17 protein-coding genes are annotated in these 20,838 nt (G+C 66.4%); all 17 read right to left on the reverse strand.

Annotated elements, in window-relative coordinates; translation table 11 throughout:
* Positions 1-999: a UDP-glucose 4-epimerase GalE gene (gene galE, locus F2P45_RS24515; RefSeq protein WP_166880748.1), complete on the reverse strand. Its 999-nt coding sequence runs from the start codon at positions 997-999 to the stop codon at positions 1-3.
* A gap of 49 nt (positions 1,000-1,048) precedes the next feature.
* Entirely contained in the window at positions 1,049-1,804 is a 756-nt protein-coding gene (locus F2P45_RS24520; protein WP_166880750.1) for a hypothetical protein, read from the reverse strand.
* The gene (locus F2P45_RS24525) at positions 1,792-3,072 is read right to left on the reverse strand and encodes a nucleotide sugar dehydrogenase (RefSeq protein ID WP_166880752.1); all 1,281 of its coding nucleotides are present in this window, start codon (positions 3,070-3,072) and stop codon (positions 1,792-1,794) included. The genes F2P45_RS24520 and F2P45_RS24525 overlap by 13 nt, the downstream gene beginning before the upstream one ends.
* Before the next feature lie 75 nt (positions 3,073-3,147).
* Positions 3,148-3,900, reverse strand: coding sequence for a WecB/TagA/CpsF family glycosyltransferase (locus F2P45_RS24530; protein WP_370663309.1), 753 nt, complete (start codon positions 3,898-3,900; stop codon positions 3,148-3,150).
* On the reverse strand, positions 3,897-5,021 hold the full coding sequence (wecB, locus tag F2P45_RS24535; protein ID WP_166880792.1) for a non-hydrolyzing UDP-N-acetylglucosamine 2-epimerase: 1,125 nt from the start codon (positions 5,019-5,021) through the stop codon (positions 3,897-3,899). Before wecB (F2P45_RS24535) ends, F2P45_RS24530 begins: the two co-directional genes overlap by 4 nt.
* Positions 5,022-5,318: 297 nt before the next feature.
* The gene (locus F2P45_RS24540; protein WP_166880754.1) at positions 5,319-7,313 is read right to left on the reverse strand and encodes a heparinase II/III domain-containing protein; all 1,995 of its coding nucleotides are present in this window, start codon (positions 7,311-7,313) and stop codon (positions 5,319-5,321) included.
* Positions 7,310-8,362: a glycosyltransferase family 4 protein gene (locus F2P45_RS24545; RefSeq protein ID WP_166880755.1), complete on the reverse strand. Its 1,053-nt coding sequence runs from the start codon at positions 8,360-8,362 to the stop codon at positions 7,310-7,312. Before F2P45_RS24545 ends, F2P45_RS24540 begins: the two co-directional genes overlap by 4 nt.
* Entirely contained in the window at positions 8,362-9,843 is a 1,482-nt protein-coding gene (locus F2P45_RS24550; protein WP_166880757.1) for a phenylacetate--CoA ligase family protein, read from the reverse strand. Before F2P45_RS24550 ends, F2P45_RS24545 begins: the two co-directional genes overlap by 1 nt.
* Before the next feature lie 13 nt (positions 9,844-9,856).
* Positions 9,857-11,023, reverse strand: a complete 1,167-nt coding sequence (locus tag F2P45_RS24555; protein ID WP_166880759.1) for a glycosyltransferase — start codon at positions 11,021-11,023, stop codon at positions 9,857-9,859.
* A 64-nt stretch (positions 11,024-11,087) separates the two neighbouring features.
* Positions 11,088-12,350 carry a glycosyltransferase family protein gene (locus F2P45_RS24560; protein ID WP_166880761.1) on the reverse strand — a complete coding sequence of 421 codons (1,263 nt, stop codon included), beginning with the start codon at positions 12,348-12,350 and terminating at the stop codon, positions 11,088-11,090.
* Positions 12,347-13,504 carry a non-hydrolyzing UDP-N-acetylglucosamine 2-epimerase gene (gene wecB, locus F2P45_RS24565; RefSeq protein WP_166880762.1) on the reverse strand — a complete coding sequence of 386 codons (1,158 nt, stop codon included), beginning with the start codon at positions 13,502-13,504 and terminating at the stop codon, positions 12,347-12,349. The genes F2P45_RS24560 and wecB (F2P45_RS24565) overlap by 4 nt, the downstream gene beginning before the upstream one ends.
* Positions 13,505-13,521: 17 nt before the next feature.
* Complete coding sequence (locus F2P45_RS24570) at positions 13,522-15,003, reverse strand: lipopolysaccharide biosynthesis protein (protein WP_166880764.1); 1,482 nt, start codon at positions 15,001-15,003, stop codon at positions 13,522-13,524.
* 12 nt (positions 15,004-15,015) lie between these two features.
* Positions 15,016-15,612, reverse strand: coding sequence for a serine O-acetyltransferase (locus tag F2P45_RS24575; protein WP_223164824.1), 597 nt, complete (start codon positions 15,610-15,612; stop codon positions 15,016-15,018).
* An 8-nt stretch (positions 15,613-15,620) separates the two neighbouring features.
* A complete protein-coding gene (locus F2P45_RS24580) occupies positions 15,621-16,775 on the reverse strand; it encodes a glycosyltransferase family 4 protein (RefSeq protein ID WP_166880765.1) in 1,155 nt (384 codons plus the stop codon).
* On the reverse strand, positions 16,772-18,292 hold the full coding sequence (locus F2P45_RS24585; RefSeq protein ID WP_166880767.1) for an O-antigen ligase family protein: 1,521 nt from the start codon (positions 18,290-18,292) through the stop codon (positions 16,772-16,774). Before F2P45_RS24585 ends, F2P45_RS24580 begins: the two co-directional genes overlap by 4 nt.
* Positions 18,293-18,323: 31 nt before the next feature.
* Complete coding sequence (gene xrtB / locus F2P45_RS24590; RefSeq protein ID WP_166880769.1) at positions 18,324-19,931, reverse strand: exosortase B; 1,608 nt, start codon at positions 19,929-19,931, stop codon at positions 18,324-18,326.
* The gene (epsG, locus tag F2P45_RS24595; RefSeq protein WP_166880771.1) at positions 19,928-20,806 is read right to left on the reverse strand and encodes a chain length determinant protein tyrosine kinase EpsG; all 879 of its coding nucleotides are present in this window, start codon (positions 20,804-20,806) and stop codon (positions 19,928-19,930) included. The genes xrtB and epsG overlap by 4 nt, the downstream gene beginning before the upstream one ends.
* Positions 20,807-20,838: the final 32 nt, after the last annotated feature.

Genomic DNA, 20,838 nt, shown 5'->3' on the forward strand with positions numbered 1-20,838 from the left:
TCACTTGGGCAGGGATTGCCAGCGCCATGCATCGGCGCACATCTGGGCCACGTCGCGCTCCGCCTTCCAGCCGAGCTCGCTTTCGGCGAGGCTGGCATCGGCAAAGCACGCGGCGATATCGCCCGGGCGGCGCGCCACGATGCGGTAGGGCACTTGCTTGCCGCTGGCCTGTTCGAATGCGCGCACCATTTCCAGCACACTGTTGCCGCGCCCGGTGCCAAGATTGTACGTAACAACGCCGGGACCTGTCGCCAGCTTGCTTAAGGTTTTCACATGACCGATGGCCAGGTCGACCACGTGGATGTAATCGCGCATGCCGGTGCCGTCCGGGGTCGGATAATCGCCGCCGTACACCGACAGGAACTCGCGCCGGCCTTCGGCCACCTGGGCGATGTAGGGCAGCAGATTGTTGGGGATGCCGTTCGGTTCTTCGCCGATCAGGCCGCTCTCGTGGGCGCCGACCGGGTTGAAATAGCGCAGCAGCGCGATGCGCCAGCTCGCATCGGCCTTGATCAGGTCGCGCAGCATGTCTTCAATGATCAGCTTGCTGCGGCCGTAGGGATTGGTGGCCGACAGCGCAAAATCTTCCTTGATCGGCACCGAGACCGGGTCGCCGTACACGGTGGCCGAGGAGCTGAACACCAGCGACTTGACGTCGTGGCGCGCCATGGCGTCGAACAGCATCAGGGAGCCGGAGACGTTGTTGTCGTAGTAGCGCAGCGGCTGCGAGACCGACTCGCCCACGGCTTTCAGGCCGGCGAAGTGGATCACGGCGCCGATCCGGTGCGCGCTGAAGGCGGCGTCGAGGGCGGCGCCGTCGCGGATGTCGCCTTCGATGAAGGTGAGCGGCTGGCCGCTGATGCGCTGCACCCGATCGAGCACGCTGCGCTGGCTGTTGGACAGGTTGTCGAAGGCGATCGGCTCGTGGCCGGCCTTGATCAGTTCGACACAGGTATGCGAGCCGATGTAGCCCAGGCCGCCGGTAACAAGAATTTTCATGGTGACACTTTCGGAAAAGGGTGATGTGGGGAGCGAGCCGCTGCCCGCCCTACTGGCCCTGCGGCAAGCTGCGCGCGAGGCTCATGCGATTAAACAGAATGCCGACCGGCAGCAGCACCAGCTGGTCGTCGAACTCGCCCCCGGGCGCCAGCGGATCGCGGCCCAGCGGGCGCTCGATGAAAGTGGCGACGGCGAGCGCATTGAAGCGCTCATCGGCATTCGTGGTGGACGTGTCCGGCTGGCGCACGCCGGCTACACTGATGCCGCCATGCTCGCGCCCGTACGAAAACACCACGGCGGCGCCGCACTGGGTCGCCATCGAACACACGGGCGCGCCCACCTGGCGCACCAGCTGGCCGCCGCTGCGCGTGACGATCGACTTGGTGCCGAAGACCACGGTGGGCTGGATCGGCGCCGTGCTCATGGCCGGCGTGACGCTGTAGCGCAGCAGCTTGCCCCAGCCGTCGCCGGGCGCGATGCCCAGCGTAACCCAGGGCAGCAAGCCGCTGCAGCGCTCTTCGCTGTCGCAGCGGCCGTCGAACTCGCGTCCGCCGCCATCGTCCAGCGCCGGGCGCGGCAGGCGCCCGTTGACCACCGCAAAGCCGATCAGCGCTTCGCGCGCCTGGGCCAGCGCGGTCCGGCTGCGCTGGTCCGGGCCGGACTGGGTATCGGTCTTGCCGATGCCCGACATCAGCAGCGATGCCGCGCCGAGGCCAACCACGGCCAGCATCAGCAGCAAGGCGGCGCCGTGCTGGCGTACTCTTGCCTTGCGCCGCCCTGCCAGCACGCCCTTTACAGGCGCCATACCTTGATGCCGGCGTCGACCAGTGCGGCCTGGTCGAAGCAAGCCTTGACGTCGATGAACACGCCGCCCTTGATCAATTTCTTCTGGAAGTCTTCGATCGAGGTCGCCATCAGCTGGCGGTGCGAGACGGCGGCCACGACGGCGTCGGCGCGCGGCAGTTCATCCCACGACACCAGCTTGACGCCGTACTCGTGCATCGCTTCCTCGGCATCGGCATACGGGTCGTGCACGAACACCTCGACGCCGTAGGTTTTCAGTTCGGCAATCACGTCGGCCACCTTGGAATTGCGCAGGTCGGCGCAGTTTTCCTTGAAAGTCAGGCCCAGCACGTTGACCTTGGCGCCCTTGATGTAGCTGCCGGCGGCGATCATGTTCTTGATGGTCTGCTCGGCGATGAACTTGGCCATGCCGTCGTTGATGCGCCGTCCCGCCAGGATCACTTGCGGGTGGTAGCCCAGCATGTCGGCCTTGTGGGTCAGGTAGTACGGATCGACGCCGATGCAGTGGCCGCCCACCAGGCCCGGCGAAAACTTGAGGAAGTTCCACTTGGTGCCGGCCGCCTTGAGCACTTCGGAGGTGTCGATGCCGATCTTGTCGAAGATGATCGCCAGTTCGTTCATCAGGGCGATGTTCAGGTCGCGCTGGGTGTTTTCGATGACCTTGCACGCTTCGGCGGCCTTGATGCTCGAGCAGCGGTGCACGCCCGGCTTGACGATCGATTCGTACATTCTGGCGACTTTTTCCAGCGTTTCCGGGGTGTCGCCGGCGACCACTTTCAGGATCGTGGTGAGGGTGTGTTCCTTGTCGCCCGGGTTGATGCGCTCGGGCGAGTAACCGACAAAGAAATCGTCCTTCCACTTCAGGCCCGAGGCTTTTTCGAGCACGGGGATGCACACTTCTTCGGTCGCGCCAGGATACACGGTGGACTCGTAGATGACGGTGGCGCCCTTTTTCATGTGCTTGCCGACCACCTGGCTGGCGCCGATCAGCGGGCCGAAGTCGGGATTGTGGGCAATGTCGACCGGCGTCGGCACGGCCACGATGATCAGGTCGGCGTCGCCCAGGCGGGCCGGATCGTTGGTGTACTCGGCGTGCACGGCCGCGGCCATTTGCTCGTCCGACAGTTCACGCGACGGGTCGACCCCGCGGCGGCAGGATTCGACTTTGGAGACCGAAATGTCGAGGCCGATGGTGGGGCCCAGTTTCGCGAACTCGACCACGAGGGGAAGGCCGACGTAGCCAAGACCGATGACGCCAATTGTGCTCATAAAACTGCCTTTGAATGAATAGTGTAAATAGGGTTCAGCTACCAGGGGAACAGCTACCGGGAAAGCAAGCGGGGTTCAGCGCGCGGCCGGCCGGCGCCGGGTCGCTTCTTTGAGGAACAGCCAGATGAAGCCCATGTCGTCGATAAAGTAACGGCGGAACATGCGGCGCGGCTCCTGCAGGAAGCGGTAGAACCACTCCAGGCCGCTTTTCTGCATCCACAGCGGGGCGCGCTTGACCCGGCCGACGGCCACGTCGAAGGTGCCGCCCACGCCCATCGCGAATGGAATTTTCATCTGCGCCTGGTACTGGCCCAGGAAATGTTCCTTCTTGGGCGAACTGATCGCCACGAACAGCAGGTCGGCTTTGGCGGCGGCGATCTGCTCGACCACACCCGCTTCTTCTTCGGGTTTCCAGTAGCCGTTGCGGTAGCCGGCCAGGGTCATGCCGGCGTATTTTTTCTCGTAGATGCGCTTGACGTCGGAGACGACTTCTTCGCGCGCGCCCAGCAGGTACACGCGCCAGCCTTTTTCGGCGGCGCGCTTCATGAGCGCTTCGAACAGGTCGACCCCGGCCACCCGCTCCTTGAGGGGTTTACCGAGCAGGCGCGCGGCCCACACCACCGGCATGCCGTCGACGTTGATCAGCGCGCATTCATTGATGATGCGGCGCAGTTCGGGGTCGCGGTTGGCCTTGACCAGCTTGTCGACGTTGACCACCACGTGCTGGTGGGGCGTGCCGGCGCTGATGAAACCTTCCACTTTTTGCAAGGTTTCTTCCATCGTGAGGTTGTCCATCAGACAACCCATCATCTCGATACGCTCGCTCACGCCAGTTCCTTTGTCGCAAGTTCCTTGGTCAACACGGCGACGATGCGCTCGGCCGCCTTGCCATCCCACAGGTGCGGACGGCGGCCCTGCTTGCCTTCGCCGCGCAAGACCTTGCGCGCCTCGGCCACGATGCGGGCCGGATCGGTGCCGACCAGCACGTTCGAGCCTTCGTCGACGGTGACCGGGCGCTCGGTGTTTTCACGGATGGTGATGCAGGGCACGCCCAGCGCCGTGGTTTCTTCCTGCAGGCCGCCGCTGTCGGTCAGCACCACCGCCGCGTCTTTCCACAGGTTCAGAAAAGCCATGTAGGCTTGCGGTCCGACCAGGGTCACGTTCGGTCCCAGGTCGATGCCGAAGCTGTCGAGATTGGCGCGGGTGCGCGGATGCACCGGGAAGATCAGCGGCAGCTCTTGCGCGATCTCGCGCAGGGCGCCGGCCAGGGTGGTCATCATGGCGGCGTCGTCGACATTGCTGGGACGGTGCAGGGTCACCACGCCGTAGCGCGCGCCATTGGCGCTGCGCGCGGCCTTGATGGCACTGGTTTCGTAGGCGGACGTGTCGGCCGTGCCCAGCTTGTCGGCCTGGAACAACACATTGTCGACCATCACATGGCCGACATAATGGATCGCCGACTCGGCCTTGCCTTCGCGCTGCAGGTGGCTCACGGCGCTCGGCTCGGTGACGAAGAACCAGTCGCTGATGCTGTCGGTGACGAGGCGGTTGATTTCTTCCGGCATGGTCATGTCGCCGCTGCGCAAGCCGGCTTCGACGTGGGCCACGGGAATGTTGAGCTTCTTGGCGGCGATCGAGCAGGCCAGGGTGGAATTGACGTCGCCCACCACCAGCACGGCGGCCGGGCGCTCGGCCTGGCACAGCTCTTCGAACGCGACCATGATTTTGGCCGTCTGCTGGGCATGGCTGCCGCCGCCCGCGCCCATGAAGATATCGGGCTGGGGAATGCCCAGTTCTTCGAAGAAGACATCGTTCATCTCGCGGTCGTAGTGCTGGCCGGTGTGGATGATCTTGAAGGTGAGCGCATCCTGCTGTTGCAGGGCGCGCACGATCGGCGCGATTTTCATGAAGTTGGGTCGAGCACCGGCAACCAGATAGATCAGAGGCATAGTCATCCAGATTTATAAAAAAGGCAATTATAATCGGAAAGGCAAATTCGTTGTCCGCACATTATCGAATGTGCGCGCCCGCCCGGCAAGCGGGCGTGTCGCCCGAAACCGGTTCGACGTTGTCGAGACGCATCAAGAGGCGGAAGGTGCCGTTCTTGGAGGAAAGAAGGGATGCTTGGGACGAAGCGGATGGGGTCGAAAGCCGGCGCTGGGGCCATGCGTTCAAGAGACAGCGGAGGGGAAATGCAGCGCCTTGCGGCGGCGCCAACAGGCGCCGTCGCAAGGCGGGGTGGGACATCAGTTGACCGTCACATCCAGGTCGGTCACCGAAATCACGCGTCCACCCACGGTGATCTTGGCAGTGGTACCGCTGAACACGATCTCCGGCTTCACCAGCAAGCAGTTCGAACGCAGGACCGAGACGAAGAAGCCGCGGTTCTTGGCCGTCGCATAGTTAAACTTGTTCCAGAAATGCGGTCCGGCCGGCACGGTCGGCGCCGGCATGTAGCCGACCGAGGCGCTCATCGCAAACGGGTCGGGCGAAGCCACCGTGCCGCACATCTCGGCCGGCGCCACGTCGGCGCGGAAGGCGGCCGCCGTGCCGCTCACCGGCGCCACGGTGTGCAGGTTGTACTCGTACTTGCGCGGCGTAGCGCTGTTGAGCTGGTCGATCGTCACCAGGGTCGATGGACGGATGAAGACCACGGTGCGTTTCGCCTGGCTCAGCTTGCCTGCATAGGCGGCGGTGGCGTCGCCGGTGGTGATGTCGTAGGCGGCCGTCTGCAGGAACTTGGTCAGCTTGCCGGACGCGGCGCGATCGCCCAGGCCGCCGGCGCCCAGGTACTGGCCCTGGCCGCCGTCGAAGGTGATCGCATTGTGCGCCTTGGTCTGCTTGTAGTAATCGCGCCAGTGCGGCGAGTTGTAGTAGTCGTAGTTGCCGCTGTCCATGGCCAGCACTTTGCCCTTCGAGTACATGACAAAGCTGTTCTGGTCGGCATGCGAGTGATTCACCGAGCCGAACGGGCTGCTCTTGAAGAACACCGAGGTGCGGGCGCGGTCGGTCAGCGAGCTGTGCATGGCGGCCCAGCCGATCGCCGGGAAGTAGGCGCCGTTCGGCTGGGTGCTCGGCAAGGCGATGGTGCCGGAGTACTCGCGCGGGCTGAGCAGGATGTGCAGGCGCGCATAGTCTTCGCCGCTCTGCTGCTTGACGTACCAGCGCGACAAGGTGGTGTCGGAGCGGTTCATGACAGCCTTGCCGAAGCGGGCCCATTCTTCGATCCGGTTCACTTCGGCGCCGTCGCCGAACACGCCGACCGGCACGCCGGGCGGCAGGGCGTAGGCCATGAAGCGGGCGAATTCGGCCAGCCATGGCTTGCGGTAGAACGGCACACCGAGCACGCGCTCGATCAAGTCCCACATCAGCAGCGATTCGCCGGATTCCCAGCCGGCATAGCTCGAGCCGTTGGCAAAGCCGCCGTCGTCGCCGCCCCATGGGCTGGTGCTGCTGACATACAGCGGCAGCGAGGTGCGCAGCCAGGCGTGCGTCTCGGGCATGTCGCCGCGCACGATCAGCAAGGCGCCGACGAATTTGCCCAGGGCGTTATAGGCGATCCCGTTTTCCGGATACAGCTTGACCGTGTCGGCCACCTTGGCCAGGCCCGAGTTGCCGCAGGCGACGATGATGTCCTTGACCATCTGCTTGTCGGCGGTCGTCATGGCGGGAAAGGCGAAATCGTAGGCGAGGGCATAGAACCAGGCGTAATCGCGCGTTTCCGAGACGTCGCCGACGCATTTGCGCGCCAGGATGCCTGGCGCAAACAGTTGCATGCGGGCCCGCATTTCGGTGATAAACCAGGGATTCTTGGTCATATGGTAAGCCACGGCCGCCTCGGCCATGCCTTCCAGGATGCGGTCCTGCTGCCACCAGGATTCCATGCGCACCGAGGTCGTGCCCGAATTGATCTGCGAACGCAGCGTGGTGCTGATATTGGCCACCGAATTGCGCTGCAAATAACCGGTCACGGCCACGATGGACGACGTGCGCTCGGCCTTGGTGGCGGCCACGATGCCCAGGTAATCGGGCTGGCCCTTGAACAGGCGCGGGTGGCCCATCGGCGCGGCGGCGTCGAATTTATCGATGGCGGTGGTCAGGGATGTCGGGGCCAGGGCGTTGGCCGTGGCGGTCAACTCGGCCGTGGTAAAACGGGGTGCGACAGTGGTGAAATTCTGTGCCATGGCGGGCAGGCAAAAGGCCGCCGTCGCCAATGAAATAACGCTAACTAATTTTATCATGCTGCCAACTCCTCATAACGTTGTCGAAGACGTCGCAAGACTGTCTCGACCATGTACTCGGACTTGACACGTGCCAGTCCGCGCTCGGAGATCATATCCGCCAGGATATTATCGTCCAAAATGCGCAAAATACAGGCAGCGAGCTGGGGTATATTGCTCACTTCAACGATAAAACCACACTTTCCTTGATCCAACATGTGTGGCACAGCACCAACATTGCTCGCCACTACCGGAACTATTGCCATCATGGCTTCCAAAATTGACATCGGCATCTGTTCCTTGTGCGATGGCAGCACAAACACAGCCGCTTCGGCCAACAAGGCGGCGCGCGCATCGGCATCGACCCAGCCCGGCAGGCGCACGTAGTCGGCCACGCCGAGTTCGGCCGCCAGGGCGCGCGCGCCATCGGCGTCGCCGTCGCCGGCCAGCACCAGGCGCGCGTCGGGCGCTTGCGCATGCACAACGGCGAAGGCGCGGATCAGGTCGAACACGCCCTTCTTCTCTTCCAGCCGTCCCAGGAACAGCACGCTGCGCCCGGGCCGGCGCGCCAGCGGCGCGACGCCGGCGATCGGATTGGGAAACACCTCGACCACCTTGAGCCCGGCGCGCGTACGCAGCCAGGTTGCCGAGACCTCGGTCAGGGCGAAGGCGGCGGCGGCGTCGCCCAGCAGCCGCAGCGCGAAGCGCTGGCGCCAGCCGGACAGGCGCACGTCAACGAAGTCGATGAATTCGCCTCCGTGCAGATGCACCAGCACGGGCCGGCGGAACAGGCGCGCCGCCGCCATGAACGGGGCCTTGCGCCAGAAGCTGACCCCGGACGCCAGGTGCACGTGCAGCACCGCGACGCGCCCGCCGATTAACAGCCCGACGAACTGCAGCAGCGCGGCCAGCGCGCGCAGCGCCTTGCGCAGCGGTCCGCCGTCGACGTGGGTGGCGATGAAGCGGCAGCGCCCGCCCTCCTCGTAGCCGTGCGCCAGATAAGTCTGGATCACGCTGGCCATGCCGCCACGCGCTGCCGGCGACGGGCCGATCATGATCACCGACTTCATCAGAGCGTTCCGGCGCTGTCGCTCTCGCCCTCGCGCTCGATATGGGCCGCGCCCAGGTAGCCGGACAGGTCGAGGCGCTGGACCAGCAGCTTGTGCTTGCCCGAGCCGGTGCGCGGGATGCCGTCGACCCGCACGATCTCGATGTCCAGTCCGCCCTGGGTCTTGGCCAGGACGCCGGCCGCCAGCGCGGCGCGCGCGCGCGGGGTCAGTTCGGTGTCGGACATGACCTTGAGGGTGGCCTTGCCCGGCGTGTCTTGCTCGAATTGCATCATGTCGGCGCTGGCGAGCTGCTCGAAGTGGGCCGCGCCGATGGTGCAGATCGACACCAGGCGGTGATCGCGGCACACCAGGAATTCCTGCAGCCGCCCTTCGATCCGTTCGACCACGGCGAAGCCCGGGCGAATGGTGTTGGGCGCCTTGCTCCACATGGCCAGGTCGCCGGTGCGGTAGCGGATCAGCGGCATGACCCGGTTGTCGAAGCCGGTGGCGACGATTTCGCCGAGCACGCCCGGCTCGGTAATGGCGCGCCCGACGCTGTCGACCAGCTCCACCTTGCCGTACAGGGGCCAGAAGAAATAGCGGCTGTCTTCGGGCAGCGAGATGGCCTTGACGGCGCGCTCGGAGTGGCCGTAGTCGAGCAGGACCGGGCAACCGAACACTTCGCGGATCAGGTCGACCTGGTAATCGTAGACATTTTCGGAAAACAGCTGCACGGCGCGGATGCGCGCGACCAGCTCGGGCGCCGGATTGGCCTTGAACCAGTGCGCCAGCGGCACCAGCGCCGATGGGAAGGCGTGGATGATGGTCGGCTTCCACTTGGCGATCGCTTCCACGTAGCCGGGCATGTACTGCGCTTCCAGGTGGTCCGACGACAGATGCAGGTAGCGCTTGATCGGATCGTACATCCACAGCGCGCCGCCCGGCTTGCCGGCGCCCGGCACGCTGCGTCCGCGCAGCGCCAGGATGACGTCGCCGCCGCCGACCCCGGCGACGGTATCGAACGTGCTGTTATAGGCAAAGTCCTTGGAACGCGAGACGTACTTTTCCAGGTACAGCTTCATCGGCACCGAGGTCGAGCCGCCGGTAAACGCCATCAGGTGGGTTTCCGGCCCCATTTTGGTGGACAGGTAGCGCGTGCTGTCGGCCTTGAGCGATTCTTTTTCGAGCAGCGGAAACGCGGCCAGCAGGCGCGTCGCGTCGGACGGATCGCGCACCTCGGCCAGGGCGCTTTTCAGGTGGGCGTAGGCGGGCACGGTCTCGATTGCCCAGCGCAGCGTGTCGAGCAGTTTTTCGTCGGCGCGGCGCGCGGTCCAGGCCACGTCGTTGCAGCGGTTGATTTCGGCCTGGAACTCGTCGTACTTGGCGCCGTAGCGCAGGCGCGTCGGCGCCATCGAATACACGTGGCCGAGCGAGCTCTTGACCCATTGCGGGGCCGCCGTATAGAACTTCAGGAAAGGATGGACAATGTCTTCGATCGGCATGTTGATGGGCTTTCTATGCTGTGGTGGTTGTGGTGGCGGCGGCGGCGCGCGCGCCGGCCAGTCCGCGGAAGATGCTTTCGTAGCGCGTAATCATGTGCTGCACGTCGAAGCGCGCGCGCACCGAGGCCAGCGCGCCCTGCCCCAGGCGCGCGCACAGCGCCGGGTCGCTCAAACGGGTCAAGGCGGCAGTCAGCGCTTTGACGTCGCCGGCCGGGTACAACAGGCCGTTGACGCCGTCGTCGACCTGCTCGCGCATGCCGCCGACGTCGCTCGACACCAGCGTTTTACCGAGCGCCATGTATTCCAGGGTGGCGATCGGAAAATTCTCGTCGTGCGAAGTGAGGGTCATCACATCGCACATGCCGATGAAGGGACGCACATCCTGCTGGAAACCTGCCAGCAGGACGGCATCGCGCAGGCCGAGCGCGTCGATGCGGGCCTCGATCTGCGGGCGCGTCACGCCGTCGCCGACCAGCACCGCGCGCGCGGCCACGCCTTGAGCGCGCAAGCGCGCCAGCGCCTCGAGCAGGTCGCCGTGCCGTTTCTCCTCGCGGAAAATGGCGCACAGGCCGATCACCAACTCGTGCGCGCCGATGCCGTGCCGGGCGCGCAGCGCGCTAGCCGGCTGCGCCACCAGCTCCGCCGCGAAGTGCCCCAGGTCGACCCCGTTGTGCACCACTTCGCTGCGGCGCAGCCCGACCCCGAGCTTGGCAAAAAACCCGCGCTGAAGCTCGCTGATGAAGATGACGCAGGCGGCGGTCCGATAGAATTGACGATAGACGATAAAACGCAGGCGCGCGCTGCCGCCGCGCCGCACCACGCCCATGCTGTGGCAAATGAAGGCCTGCGGCGGGCGGCGCCGTGCGCGCCAGCCGGCCATGGTGGCGCACATCTGCGAATACTGGGAGGTGGTGATCACCAGGTCGGGCGCCAGCTGGTCGATCAGGCCGGTCATGCGCTTCAGGGCGCCGAGGTCGACCCCGCCACCGGAATGGCAGCAGACGATCGGCGCGACTCCGCCCCGTTCCAGCTCGGCGGCCAGTTCGTCGGAATCCTTCAGGTAGGCCACGGCCACCTTGTGGCCGCGCTGGGCCAGGCCGGTCGCCAGCGCCACCAGGTGGCGTTCGGCGCCGCCGAACTTGAGCTGGTCGGCGACGAACAGGAGGGTCATTGGCGTCATCTGGGTTTTCAAGCAATCATAATCAAGGTAGAGGCTCCCGCCGGGGGCGGGGCCGGCAGCTGGTTCAGGAAACGCTGCGCCCCATCGCCAGCGCGATCTGGGCCTTCAGGGCGGCGGCCACGCGCGGCGCGGCGAAGCGTTCGGCCACCGCTTCCGGTCCGCCCTGCCCGGCCGCGCCGTCCAGTGCGGACAGGCCGGCGCGCAGCATGCGGGTGACCGCTTCGATATCGTCCGGCGCGGCGCAGGCGTCGGCGCTGCCGGCCCATTCGGCGATCAGGTCGGCCGAGGTGCCCGGCGGCGTGATGCCCCAGACCGGGCGGCGCGCGCCGATGTATTCCACCAGTTTACTTGGCAGGAACACACTGGGCAACTTGCTGGGCGCGTCGATCACCAGCAGCGCGTCCGAGTCGCGCGCCAGCTGCAGCGATTCGCGGTAGCCGACCTGGCCGCGCATGCGCACCAGTCCCGCCGGCAGCGCCTTGTAGGCGTCCGAGGCCAGCAGGTTGGGCGAGACGTGGCCGACGAATTCGAAGGCGACCGCATCGAACACGCCCGGCTGGCGTTCGAGCATGCGCGCCAGCGCCGCGAACAGCGGTTCGGGCGAGCGGGCGCCGTAGCAGGCGCCGATGTGGCGCACCACATGACGCACGCCGGGACGCGCCGCCACCGCCGGTGCCAAGGCCGGCGCCGGGCCGGCGAAATTGTCCATGTCCCAGGCGTGCGGCAGCACGGCGGCGCGCGCGCGCCAGTCCGGCGGATATTTGGCCATCACCAGGTCCAGGGTGCGCTGCGAGGTAAACAGCACGCGATCGGCGGCCTCGACCACGCGCCGCTCGAGCGCCGCGTTGACCCGGTGTTCCAGCCAGGTGTTCGGATGGAAGGGATTGTCCGACCAGGGGTCGCTGAAATGCGCCAGCCACGGCAGCCCGGTGCGGCGCTTGATTTCCAGCGCCAGCAGGTGGTCCGACATCGGCATGCCGAAGCTGACCAGCGCCTCGCTGCCGCTGGCGGCGATCCGTTGCAGCGCCGGCCCGAGCGCGCGGCGGCGCCACGGACCGAGGCCGTCGGGAATGGTGTTATACAGCGGCAGCAGGCGGCGCGCGACGCGGTGCGCGAAGCCCTTGAAAAAGGTGCCGGGGCTGGGCACGCACAGCGAGCCGATGCGCTCGAAAAAATCCGGATACTGGTCGTAGGCGTCGGAAAACTGCGGATCGCTGCCGTGCAGCAGTTCGACCCGCGCGTCCAGGTGATACAGCTGGCGCCCGATCTGGATCGCCTGCGGGGTCAGCTTGGGCGGCGCGTAGTAGCAGATCGCAAAAATCTTCAAGCGCGCTCTCCGAAGCCGGCCAGGGTGTCGAGGATGCGCAGCGAGGCGTGGCCGTCGCCATAGAAATTGCCGCCGCTGCCGTCCCGCACATCGCTGTCGAGCAGACCGGCCACGGCCGTGACGATGCGTTCGCGGTGCGGGCCGACCAGGTGCACCATGCCCGACGCCGCCCCTTCCATGCGCTCGGTGACGTCGCGCATGACGACCACCGGTTTGCCCAGGCTCGGCGCTTCTTCCTGGACGCCGCCGGAATCGGTCAGCACCACGGAAGCATTGATCATCATCGCCACGAACGGCAGGTAGTCGAGCGGCTGGCACAGCACCAGGTTGGCGAAGCCGGCCGGCACCAGGTAACGTTCGACAGCGCCGCGCACGGCCGGATTCGGATGCACGGGGAACACGAAATCGATGTCCGGATAGCGTGTGCACAGCTCGGCGATGGCGGTGCAGATCGCCTCGAAGCCGGCGCCGAAGCTTTCGCGCCGGTGCGCGGTGACCAGCACGAACGGGCGGCGCGGGCCGATGAAGCGGTTCAAGCCCTGCGGCTCGAGGGCGGCGGCGACCTGCGCGCGGCACGCCGGGTCTTCCTGCAGGCGCGCGCGCACCAGATACAGGGCGTCGATGCCGGTGTTGCCGGTGATCAAGGTACGCTCTTCGGCAATGCCTTCGCGCAGCAGGTTGGCCTTGGCCGGCGCGGTCGGCGGGAAGTGCATCTCGGCGATGGCGCCGACCAGCTTGCGGTTCATCTCTTCCGGGAATGGTTCATAGATATTCCCGGTGCGCAGGCCGGCTTCGACGTGGGCCACCTTGGCCTTGGCGTAGAAAGCGGCCAGCGCGCCGGCAAAGGCGGTGGTGGTGTCGCCCTGCACCAGCACCCAGTCCGGACGCTCCTGTTCCAGCACGGGCGCGAGGCCTTCCAGCACCCCGGTGGTCAGGCCGGTCAGGGTCTGGCCCGGCTTCATCAGGTTCAGGTCATGCTCGGGATTGATGCCGAAAAAGGCCAGCACGCTGTCGAGCATTTCGCGGTGCTGGGCGGTGACGCAGACCACGACCTCGAAGCCGCCGTGGGCACGCGCGGCCAGCACCACCGGCGCCAGTTTGATGGCCTCGGGACGGGTGCCGAAGACGAAGAGCAGTTTTTGAAGTGCGGGCATGGTGGATCCTGGGATGGTTAATCGTGTTTTGTAGGAGATGCGGGAGCTATCGGCGCCTGGGGCAGGAACAGGGCGCGCGCCTCGGACAGCACGCCGGCCAGCTTGAGCAGGGCGACATAGGCGACGGCGAAGGCGGCGCCGATCAGCACCGCTTCGAGCAAGGGAGCGCGCACCAGGTCGGCCGCGTCGAGCAGCGCGGCCAGCGCGCCGGCGCCGACGCAGGCGGCCAGGATGCGCAGCAGCGCGCCCCACTGCTGCAGGCGGCGCAGCGGCACCCCGGTCACGCGCGAGACGCGCCAGAAGCTGAAGGCGTTGCCGGCGGCCAGGGTCAGCACATTGCCGAGCGCGGCGCCGGGCACGCCGAACAGCAGCGCGCCGGTGACGCCGGCGGCCAGGCTGACGAACAGCAGGCAGCCGTCGGCGGCCAGTAAAAAGCGGCCCTGGTTGAGCACCACCGTGAGCGTGCTGACCTCGACCGCCACACCCAGGAGGGCCAGGCAATTGATGCGCATCACGTCGGCGGCGAGCAGGTATTTGTCGGTGTAGACCACGGTCACGATGTGCACGGCCAGCACGGCCGTGAGCATCAGGGTCGGCAGCAGCACGAAGGCGCTGGCCAGGTTGGCGCGCTGGTTCAGGCGCAGCATGCCGTCCTGGTCCTTGTTCGATTCGAGCGCGGACAGGCGCGGCGCGATGGCGTTGCTGACGCTGTTGCGTACCAGGGCCACCACCGGCATGATGACGGCGCCGATCGAAAAGGCGGCAAAGGCGGCGGCCGGGAACATGGCGGCCGCGACCCACTGGTCGGCCTGGCCGCGCAGCAGGAACAGGGCCGATGCGAGGCCGAACGGCACGCAGTAGACCAGCTGGGTACGCAGCGCCGGCATTTGCAGCGGAAACACGCGCCAGCCGTAGTGGCGCCCGATGTGCAGCAGCACCAGCACCACCTTGATGGCGGCGTAGGCCACCAGGGCCCCGAACACCACGTCGGCGCGCCCGGACCAGGCGGCGGCGCCCACCATCAGCACGCGCAGCACGGCCAGCGCGACGATCATCCTGGCCTGGCCGGCCACGTCGCCGCGCGCATTGGGCAGGAATTCGATCAGGTTGGCCGCCACCCACAGCGTGAGGAAGGCAGGCATGAACCAGGCCGCGCTGTGCATGGCGCGCAGGCTGGCCGGCAGCAGAGGATTCCACGGTCCCAGCGCCAGGCCGGCCAAGGCACCGGTCAACAGCAGCATCAGCAGGGTCTGGTGCACATACGGCGCGCGCGCCTGCCCTTCATGGCGCGGCAGGAAATAGAACAGGCTGCGCGGCAGCGCGAAGGGCGCGATCGCCATGGCCGTGCCGATCGCCAGCCAGGCCAGGCGGTAGTCGGCAAAGGCGGAGGTCGGCAACAGGCGCACCAGCGCGATCGGCATCAAAAATTGCAGGCCGAAGTCGAGCATGTTGGCGGCGGTCAGGGTGATCGCGCCGCGTTTCAGGCTGACGGCCGTCATTGCGGGCCGCCGCTACGCATTTGGATAATCACAATACTCGACGTACCCTTCGCTGCCCTTGGTCGAGATGACCTTGGCCGGAATGCCGACCGCGACCGAGTTGTCGTCCAGGTCACGCGTGAGGACGGCGTTGGCGCCGATGGCGCAGCCGTTGCCGACCTTGATGGCGCCGAGCAGCACGGCGCCGGCGCCGATGTGGATGTTATCGCCGAGCACAGGCACGCCCTTGCGCTCGCCCCGGTTGACCTGGCCGATGGTGACGCCCTGCGAAATATTGCAGTTGCGCCCGATGCGCGCGTCGCGGCTGACCACGATGCCGCCGAAGTGGCCGATGTAAAAGCCGGGCCCGATCTCGGTATCGTAGGGAATCGAGATGCCGAACTTGAAGCGGTAGTGCTTGTGCATGAAACGGGCGGCGACATGGGCCAGCTTCCACAGGCCGCCAGCGCCGCGCGTGACGGCGGCCAGGCGCAGCCAGAACAGGAAGCGGAAGCCCGGCACCATGCGGTAGGCGCGCAGGCCGGCGCGCCAGCCGCTGGCGCCTTGCAGGCAGCGATACAGGTCCGAGCCCCACAACATGCGCAGGCGTTGACGTGGTGTTTGGTTCATGCCTTGGTTCATGCGAGCAGCGCCGACAGGTAAGGTGCGGAAACGGTTTCGGGCGCCAGGCGGGTGCTGGCGTAGGCGCGGCAACGCGCGCTGCAGGCGGCCAGCTCGGCCGGGTCGGCCAGCAGCGCGCGCGCCGCCGCGACGGCGCCGGCGACATCGCTCACCGCCACGCCCAGGCCCAGGCGCGCGATGATGCCGTCCGGATCGAACGTGGCCACCACCGGCACGCCGTTGGCCCAGGCTTGCAGATAGGTGTTGGGGAAACCCTCGAAGGACGAGGTATTGACAAAGATGCGGGCGCGCGCGAACAGGCTGCGCGTGGTGCCGAACTTGACCTGGCCGTGAAAGCGCAGGTTCGGCAAGGCGCGCGCGCCCGCTTCGGCGCGCGCGTACAGCTCGCGCTCTTCCGGATGGGCGCCGCCGGCCATCTCGCAGACGAACTCGGGCAACTCGCGCACGATGTCGATGAACCACTCTGGTCGCTTCATCGAGCGCATATTGGCCAGCCACAGCAGGTCGGTGCTGCGCTCGGCGGGGGGGGCGATGGTGTCGGGCAAGTCCGAAAACATGCCGGCCACTTCGGCATGCAAGCCGTAGTTCTTCAGCAGCAGCGCGGCTTGCTTGTCGGTTTGCGCCAGGATCGCGTCGGCGCGCCGCAGGCCGTAGTGATACAGGACGCGGTCGCGCGCGTTGGTCAGCATCAGGGTATCGGGCGCGCAATCGGCGTCGGAGGCGATGCGGAACACGAAGCGGCGCCCGTGGCGGCGGCAAAAGGCGGCGGCGATGCCGACGGTGGCGCCGGCGCAGCTGACGTAGTACACGTCGGCGTCGGCCGCCTTCATGGAAGCCCAGGTGGCGGTCAGGCGCGGCGCGAAAAAGCGCAGGCCGGGCAAGCCGTCGGCGAGGGCGAAGGTCTTGCGCACGGTCACGCCGCCGACCTGCTCGACCGGCTGCTGGCCGAAGTCGCCCACCAGCGAGGTCACCTGGTGGCCGCTGCGCGCCAGGTAGCGCGACATCAGCGCGTGCTGCACTTCTTCGCCGCCGATGTGGACTTTTTTCCCGTCCAGGTCGGCAATGACGCCCCAGGCGTAGTAGTTCAGCATGCAGATGCGCGCCGATTTGCGCTGCACTGCATCGCGCTGCGTTGAATCAATATCAGTCACGTTGCCAACTCGTCTTTCCGTAAGTCAAAGGGCTTGTCGTGCCAGGGTGCCGGTTCCCGATGCCGGTTCCTGTCCTTCATGCGGTACACGCCGCCGCAACCCATCAGGATGCCGAGCAGGATCCAGAAATACGATTGCGAAAAAGTGGGGGTGAACATATCGTCGGTGAAGCCCTGGATGAACCACAGGGGGATCATGACGGCGCCGCCGGCGAACATGCCCTGCAGGCTGGCGCTGGCATGCTCGCGCGAGAGGCGCAGGAATTCGCGCCGCACGAACAGCAGGAAGGCCAGCACGAAGCCGAAGCCGACCAGGCCCAGGTCCATCAGGCCGCCCAGCCAGGCGCTGTGGGTCTGCGCCACCGGCAGCATCTTGTTCAGGCGCACGGGCGGGCTCCACAAGAGCGAGCGCACGCCTTTCGGCAACACCGGTTCTTCCAGCACATACGGCAGCAGCGGCAGCCAGATGCCGTCCAGGCGGCCGGCGGTCACGGCGCCGCGGTCGCCGTTGCCGACCCCGGTCAGGGCGCGTTCGAGGATCGGTTCGATCACCAGCGGGCCGATGCAGCCGGCCACGATCACGCCGATGATCACGGTCTTGACGCTGATACGCTTCCAGAAGTAAATCAGGTTGACCAGGATGAAGCCGATGAAGCCGCCGCGCGAGAAGGTCATCAGCACGCACACGGCGAACACCACGGAAGAGACGAACAGCAGGCGGCGCTGGGCGTCGCCGGCCCCGCGCAGCGAGAACAGGGTCACCGCGTAGAGCATGTTCAACAACAGGCTCATCTCGTTGGCGTGCATGCCGAGGCTGCCCAGGAAGTCGCGCGCCAGGGGCGAGGCCAGCTGGCGCAGCGAGATGCCCGAGCTGAGCAGCCGCCAGCCCACCAGGCCGCAAAAGATCCAGCCGGACATCAGCATCAGGTACAGGAATTTTTCCGGCTTTTTACTGTGGCGCACCGACAGCCCCACCATCAGCGCCAGCAGCACCAAAAATTGCGGCTTGATGAACATGTCGCGGATATAGCCGAAGCCATCGTGGTACTGGATCAGGCGTTCGGCCTCGAAGCGCGGCGGGATCAGGTGGACATTCGACATGCCGACCACGCAGGCGATGCCGATCGGCAAGATATACCAGGTGAGCAGGCGCATCGGCGCGAGCGGATCGCGCCAGCGCCGCAGTCCGGCATGGACCACGTAGGAGACGATGGTCAGGAACAGGATCAGGTTGAGCGGATTGAGGCCGCGGATGCCCAGCATTTCGTGCGGAAAGAAGACCAGCGCCGAGAGCGGCATGATGACGATGGCGGCGGCCACCCCGACCCGGAAATCGAGCATGACCCACAAGCCGAGGCCGCACATGATCACGGCGGCCGGCACCAGCACGCCCAGGGTCGGCACGGCGGCCCCGAACACGGCCGCGAGCAGCAGCAGCGCGATCACGCCCGCAATGGCGGTCAGCTTGCCGCTGCCGCCCTTGTAGCGGCGCGACTGGGGAACCGGGTGCTCGATCATGCCGGCACCTGTGCGCTCGATCCGCCGCACATCACGCAGGAGCGCCGATCAGCTTGGCGCGCACTGGTGGCGCAACGTGCTTCATCAGGTCGTTGACAAACGCATCCTGGACGGCGAACGCGGCCTTGTCGTCGGGCTCGATGGACGAGACGCGGAACAGGTAACCGTCGGGAATGTAATCGGACAGCGCATACTTGAGCTGCACCATCTGGCGGTCGACATAGCTGCGCACCACGCTGCTGCCCATGGTGAACCAGTAGGTGACCGGCTCGGTGCGCGGGCCATGGCTGGCCACCATGCGCGTGACCGGGACCGGCAAGCCGTCGAACACCAGGTTTTCGTCGTGCAGGTCGCGAATCTGGAAACCCTGGGCCGCGTAGCAGACTTCCTGGCGGTGCGCGCGCATCGACTGGGTCTGGTTCGAGCCGTAGGCGATGGTCAGCATCACGCGCTGGCCGCGGCTGTTGATGTAGGTGCGCGAGAGGGTCTGGCTGTAGACCGCCGCCACTTTTTCCTGCTGCACCGAGGAAGGCACCATGGCCACGGCGTCGGGATCGATCTTCCAGTCGCCGAAGGCGTGCGGAACGCTGGTTTCCAGCACGATCGCGGGCTCGCTGTCGGACAGCATTTTCTGCGGCTTGATGGCAAGCGTGGCCAGCAGGGCCGCGCCCATCAGCACGGCGGCGCCGAGCGCCATGCCGAGCGGACCGTAGTTGGCGCTCAAGGCCGGCGGCCCGGCTTCGCTGGCGAACAGCGGCAGCGCTTGCTTGTCGGCGGCGCCGAAGCGCAGCAGCGAATCGGTGGCGATAATGAGCAGCAGGGCCGAAACGAACAGCACCATGCCGGCGAAACCGTGCAGGAAGCCCTGCCCGGCCGCGTCGCCCAGGTGATAGGTGATCAGGGTGAGCACCATGACCCTGATCACGTTCGAAATGAAGGAGATCGGCACGATCAGGATGGCCAGGGTGATGTTGCGGAACAGCGAGTTGTGGCGCACGATGTTCAGGTACAGCAGGCCCAGCGCCTCCAGGGTAAACAGCGTATGCAGGCCGGCGCAGGCGTCGGCCACGAGCAGCTTGTACTGGCCGATCTGGAGGATCACGCCGCTGCGCGAAATCGGATAGCCGACCCAGTACAGCACGTTGCCGACCACCCAGGAGACGGCGGTTTTCATGGGCATGGTCAGCATGTCGACCAGGGAACCCGGCAGCGGCAGCATGAACAGCATGAAGAAGAACGGGAACCACTGGGCGCGCAGCGCGCGCTTGCCGCGCATGAGCAGGATGAGCGCCATCAGGGTGCCGAGGTAGGAGCCGATCTCGAAGATGGCGATGCCCTGCGAGCGGCCGATGAAGTACACGAACACCGACAGCACCAGCAGCGGCCAGCCCAGGGGGCTGCCGCGCTCGCCTTCGCTGACGGCCAGCATCTGGCCCCAGTTGCGGTACAGCAGCCAGTGCGCGATGCCGAGAATGATCGGGCCGTGCGCCTGTTCTTCGGTGGCCCACAGGCCGGTGAACATGTCGTAGAAGCTCGGGACGTACATCAGCAGCAGGCCGAGCGCGATCGGCGCCCAGGACGGCAGCGCGCCGTTGCCGGACAGGCCGGCCGGCACGGACGACTTGGCCTGCGTGCTCATTTGAAGTCCACCAGCACCGAACCGACCACCACGGCGCCGTTCTGGGCCACCTGTTCGGCCAGGGCGTTGACGTCGCCCATGTGGGTCTTGTTCTTGCGCGCGACGATCAGCACGCCGCCGGTGCGGGCGGCCAGCACCAGGGCGTCGAGCCCGGTCTGGCTGGCGGCCACGTCATACAGGGTGACATCGTATTTCGATTCGAGCTGGGCGTTCAGGCCGGCGAAATTGCTGCGGCTGAGCAGTTCCTGGGGATTCGGCGGCAAGGTGCCGGCGCCCAGCACCGACAGGTCGACGAAGGAGCCGACATGGGCGGTAACGTCGAGGTCGGCGCGGCCGGCCAGCACGTCGGACAGGCCCTGTTTGCCGGGAATATTGAAAATGGTGTGCTGGGCTGGTTTACGCAGGTTGGCGTCGACCAGCAGGGTGTGTTCGCCCAATTGCGAAAACACCACCGCCAGGTTGGCCGCGAACAGGCTGGCGCCGTCGCCGCGGTCGATCCCGACCACGGTGAGCGACTTGCGCCCGCGCGCGAACCAGCGCAGCATCAGCTGGCTGCGCACGGCGCGCAGGGTTTCGACCTGCGGGCTGAACGGATCGTAGGCGGCCACCAGGTGCGGCGAATAGCTGCCCTCGCCCGGCTGCAGGTAGGGATAGTCGAACTGGCGCGCCAGCACTTGCTGGATATCGGCTTCGTTGATCAGGCCCAGGCGCTGGGCGGCCTCGCCGAAGCGGATCCCGAGTTCCTTCTGCATGCGCAGCACGCGCTCGGCGTTCTCGGGGGTGATCTTGCCCGATTCGAGCAGCAAGCCGCCGATGCTCGAATCGGCGCGTTTCAGTTTCTCGGAGGCGGCGAGGGAAAGCTCGGTCTGCGTCATGGTGTTTCCTATTGTTGGTTCGGGCGCGGGCG

Source organism: Massilia mucilaginosa (genome assembly GCF_011682145.1).
Taxonomy (GTDB): Bacteria; Pseudomonadota; Gammaproteobacteria; order Burkholderiales; family Burkholderiaceae_D; genus Telluria_A; species Telluria_A mucilaginosa.

What these genes read in the sequence shown, in the direction of transcription:
- galE (WP_166880748.1), bottom strand. Translation starts at nt 999, where the DNA reads ATGAAAATTCTTGTTACCGGCGGCCTGGGCTACATCGGCTCGCATACC.
- F2P45_RS24520 (WP_166880750.1), bottom strand. Translation starts at nt 1,804, where the DNA reads ATGGCGCCTGTAAAGGGCGTGCTGGCAGGGCGGCGCAAGGCAAGAGTA.
- F2P45_RS24525 (WP_166880752.1), bottom strand. Translation starts at nt 3,072, where the DNA reads ATGAGCACAATTGGCGTCATCGGTCTTGGCTACGTCGGCCTTCCCCTC.
- wecB (WP_166880792.1), bottom strand. Translation starts at nt 5,021, where the DNA reads ATGCCTCTGATCTATCTGGTTGCCGGTGCTCGACCCAACTTCATGAAA.
- F2P45_RS24540 (WP_166880754.1), bottom strand. Translation starts at nt 7,313, where the DNA reads ATGATAAAATTAGTTAGCGTTATTTCATTGGCGACGGCGGCCTTTTGC.
- F2P45_RS24545 (WP_166880755.1), bottom strand. Translation starts at nt 8,362, where the DNA reads ATGAAGTCGGTGATCATGATCGGCCCGTCGCCGGCAGCGCGTGGCGGC.
- F2P45_RS24550 (WP_166880757.1), bottom strand. Translation starts at nt 9,843, where the DNA reads ATGCCGATCGAAGACATTGTCCATCCTTTCCTGAAGTTCTATACGGCG.
- F2P45_RS24555 (WP_166880759.1), bottom strand. Translation starts at nt 11,023, where the DNA reads ATGACGCCAATGACCCTCCTGTTCGTCGCCGACCAGCTCAAGTTCGGC.
- wecB (WP_166880762.1), bottom strand. Translation starts at nt 13,504, where the DNA reads ATGCCCGCACTTCAAAAACTGCTCTTCGTCTTCGGCACCCGTCCCGAG.
- F2P45_RS24570 (WP_166880764.1), bottom strand. Translation starts at nt 15,003, where the DNA reads ATGACGGCCGTCAGCCTGAAACGCGGCGCGATCACCCTGACCGCCGCC.
- F2P45_RS24575 (WP_223164824.1), bottom strand. Translation starts at nt 15,612, where the DNA reads ATGAACCAAACACCACGTCAACGCCTGCGCATGTTGTGGGGCTCGGAC.
- F2P45_RS24585 (WP_166880767.1), bottom strand. Translation starts at nt 18,292, where the DNA reads ATGATCGAGCACCCGGTTCCCCAGTCGCGCCGCTACAAGGGCGGCAGC.
- xrtB (WP_166880769.1), bottom strand. Translation starts at nt 19,931, where the DNA reads ATGAGCACGCAGGCCAAGTCGTCCGTGCCGGCCGGCCTGTCCGGCAAC.
- epsG (WP_166880771.1), bottom strand. Translation starts at nt 20,806, where the DNA reads ATGACGCAGACCGAGCTTTCCCTCGCCGCCTCCGAGAAACTGAAACGC.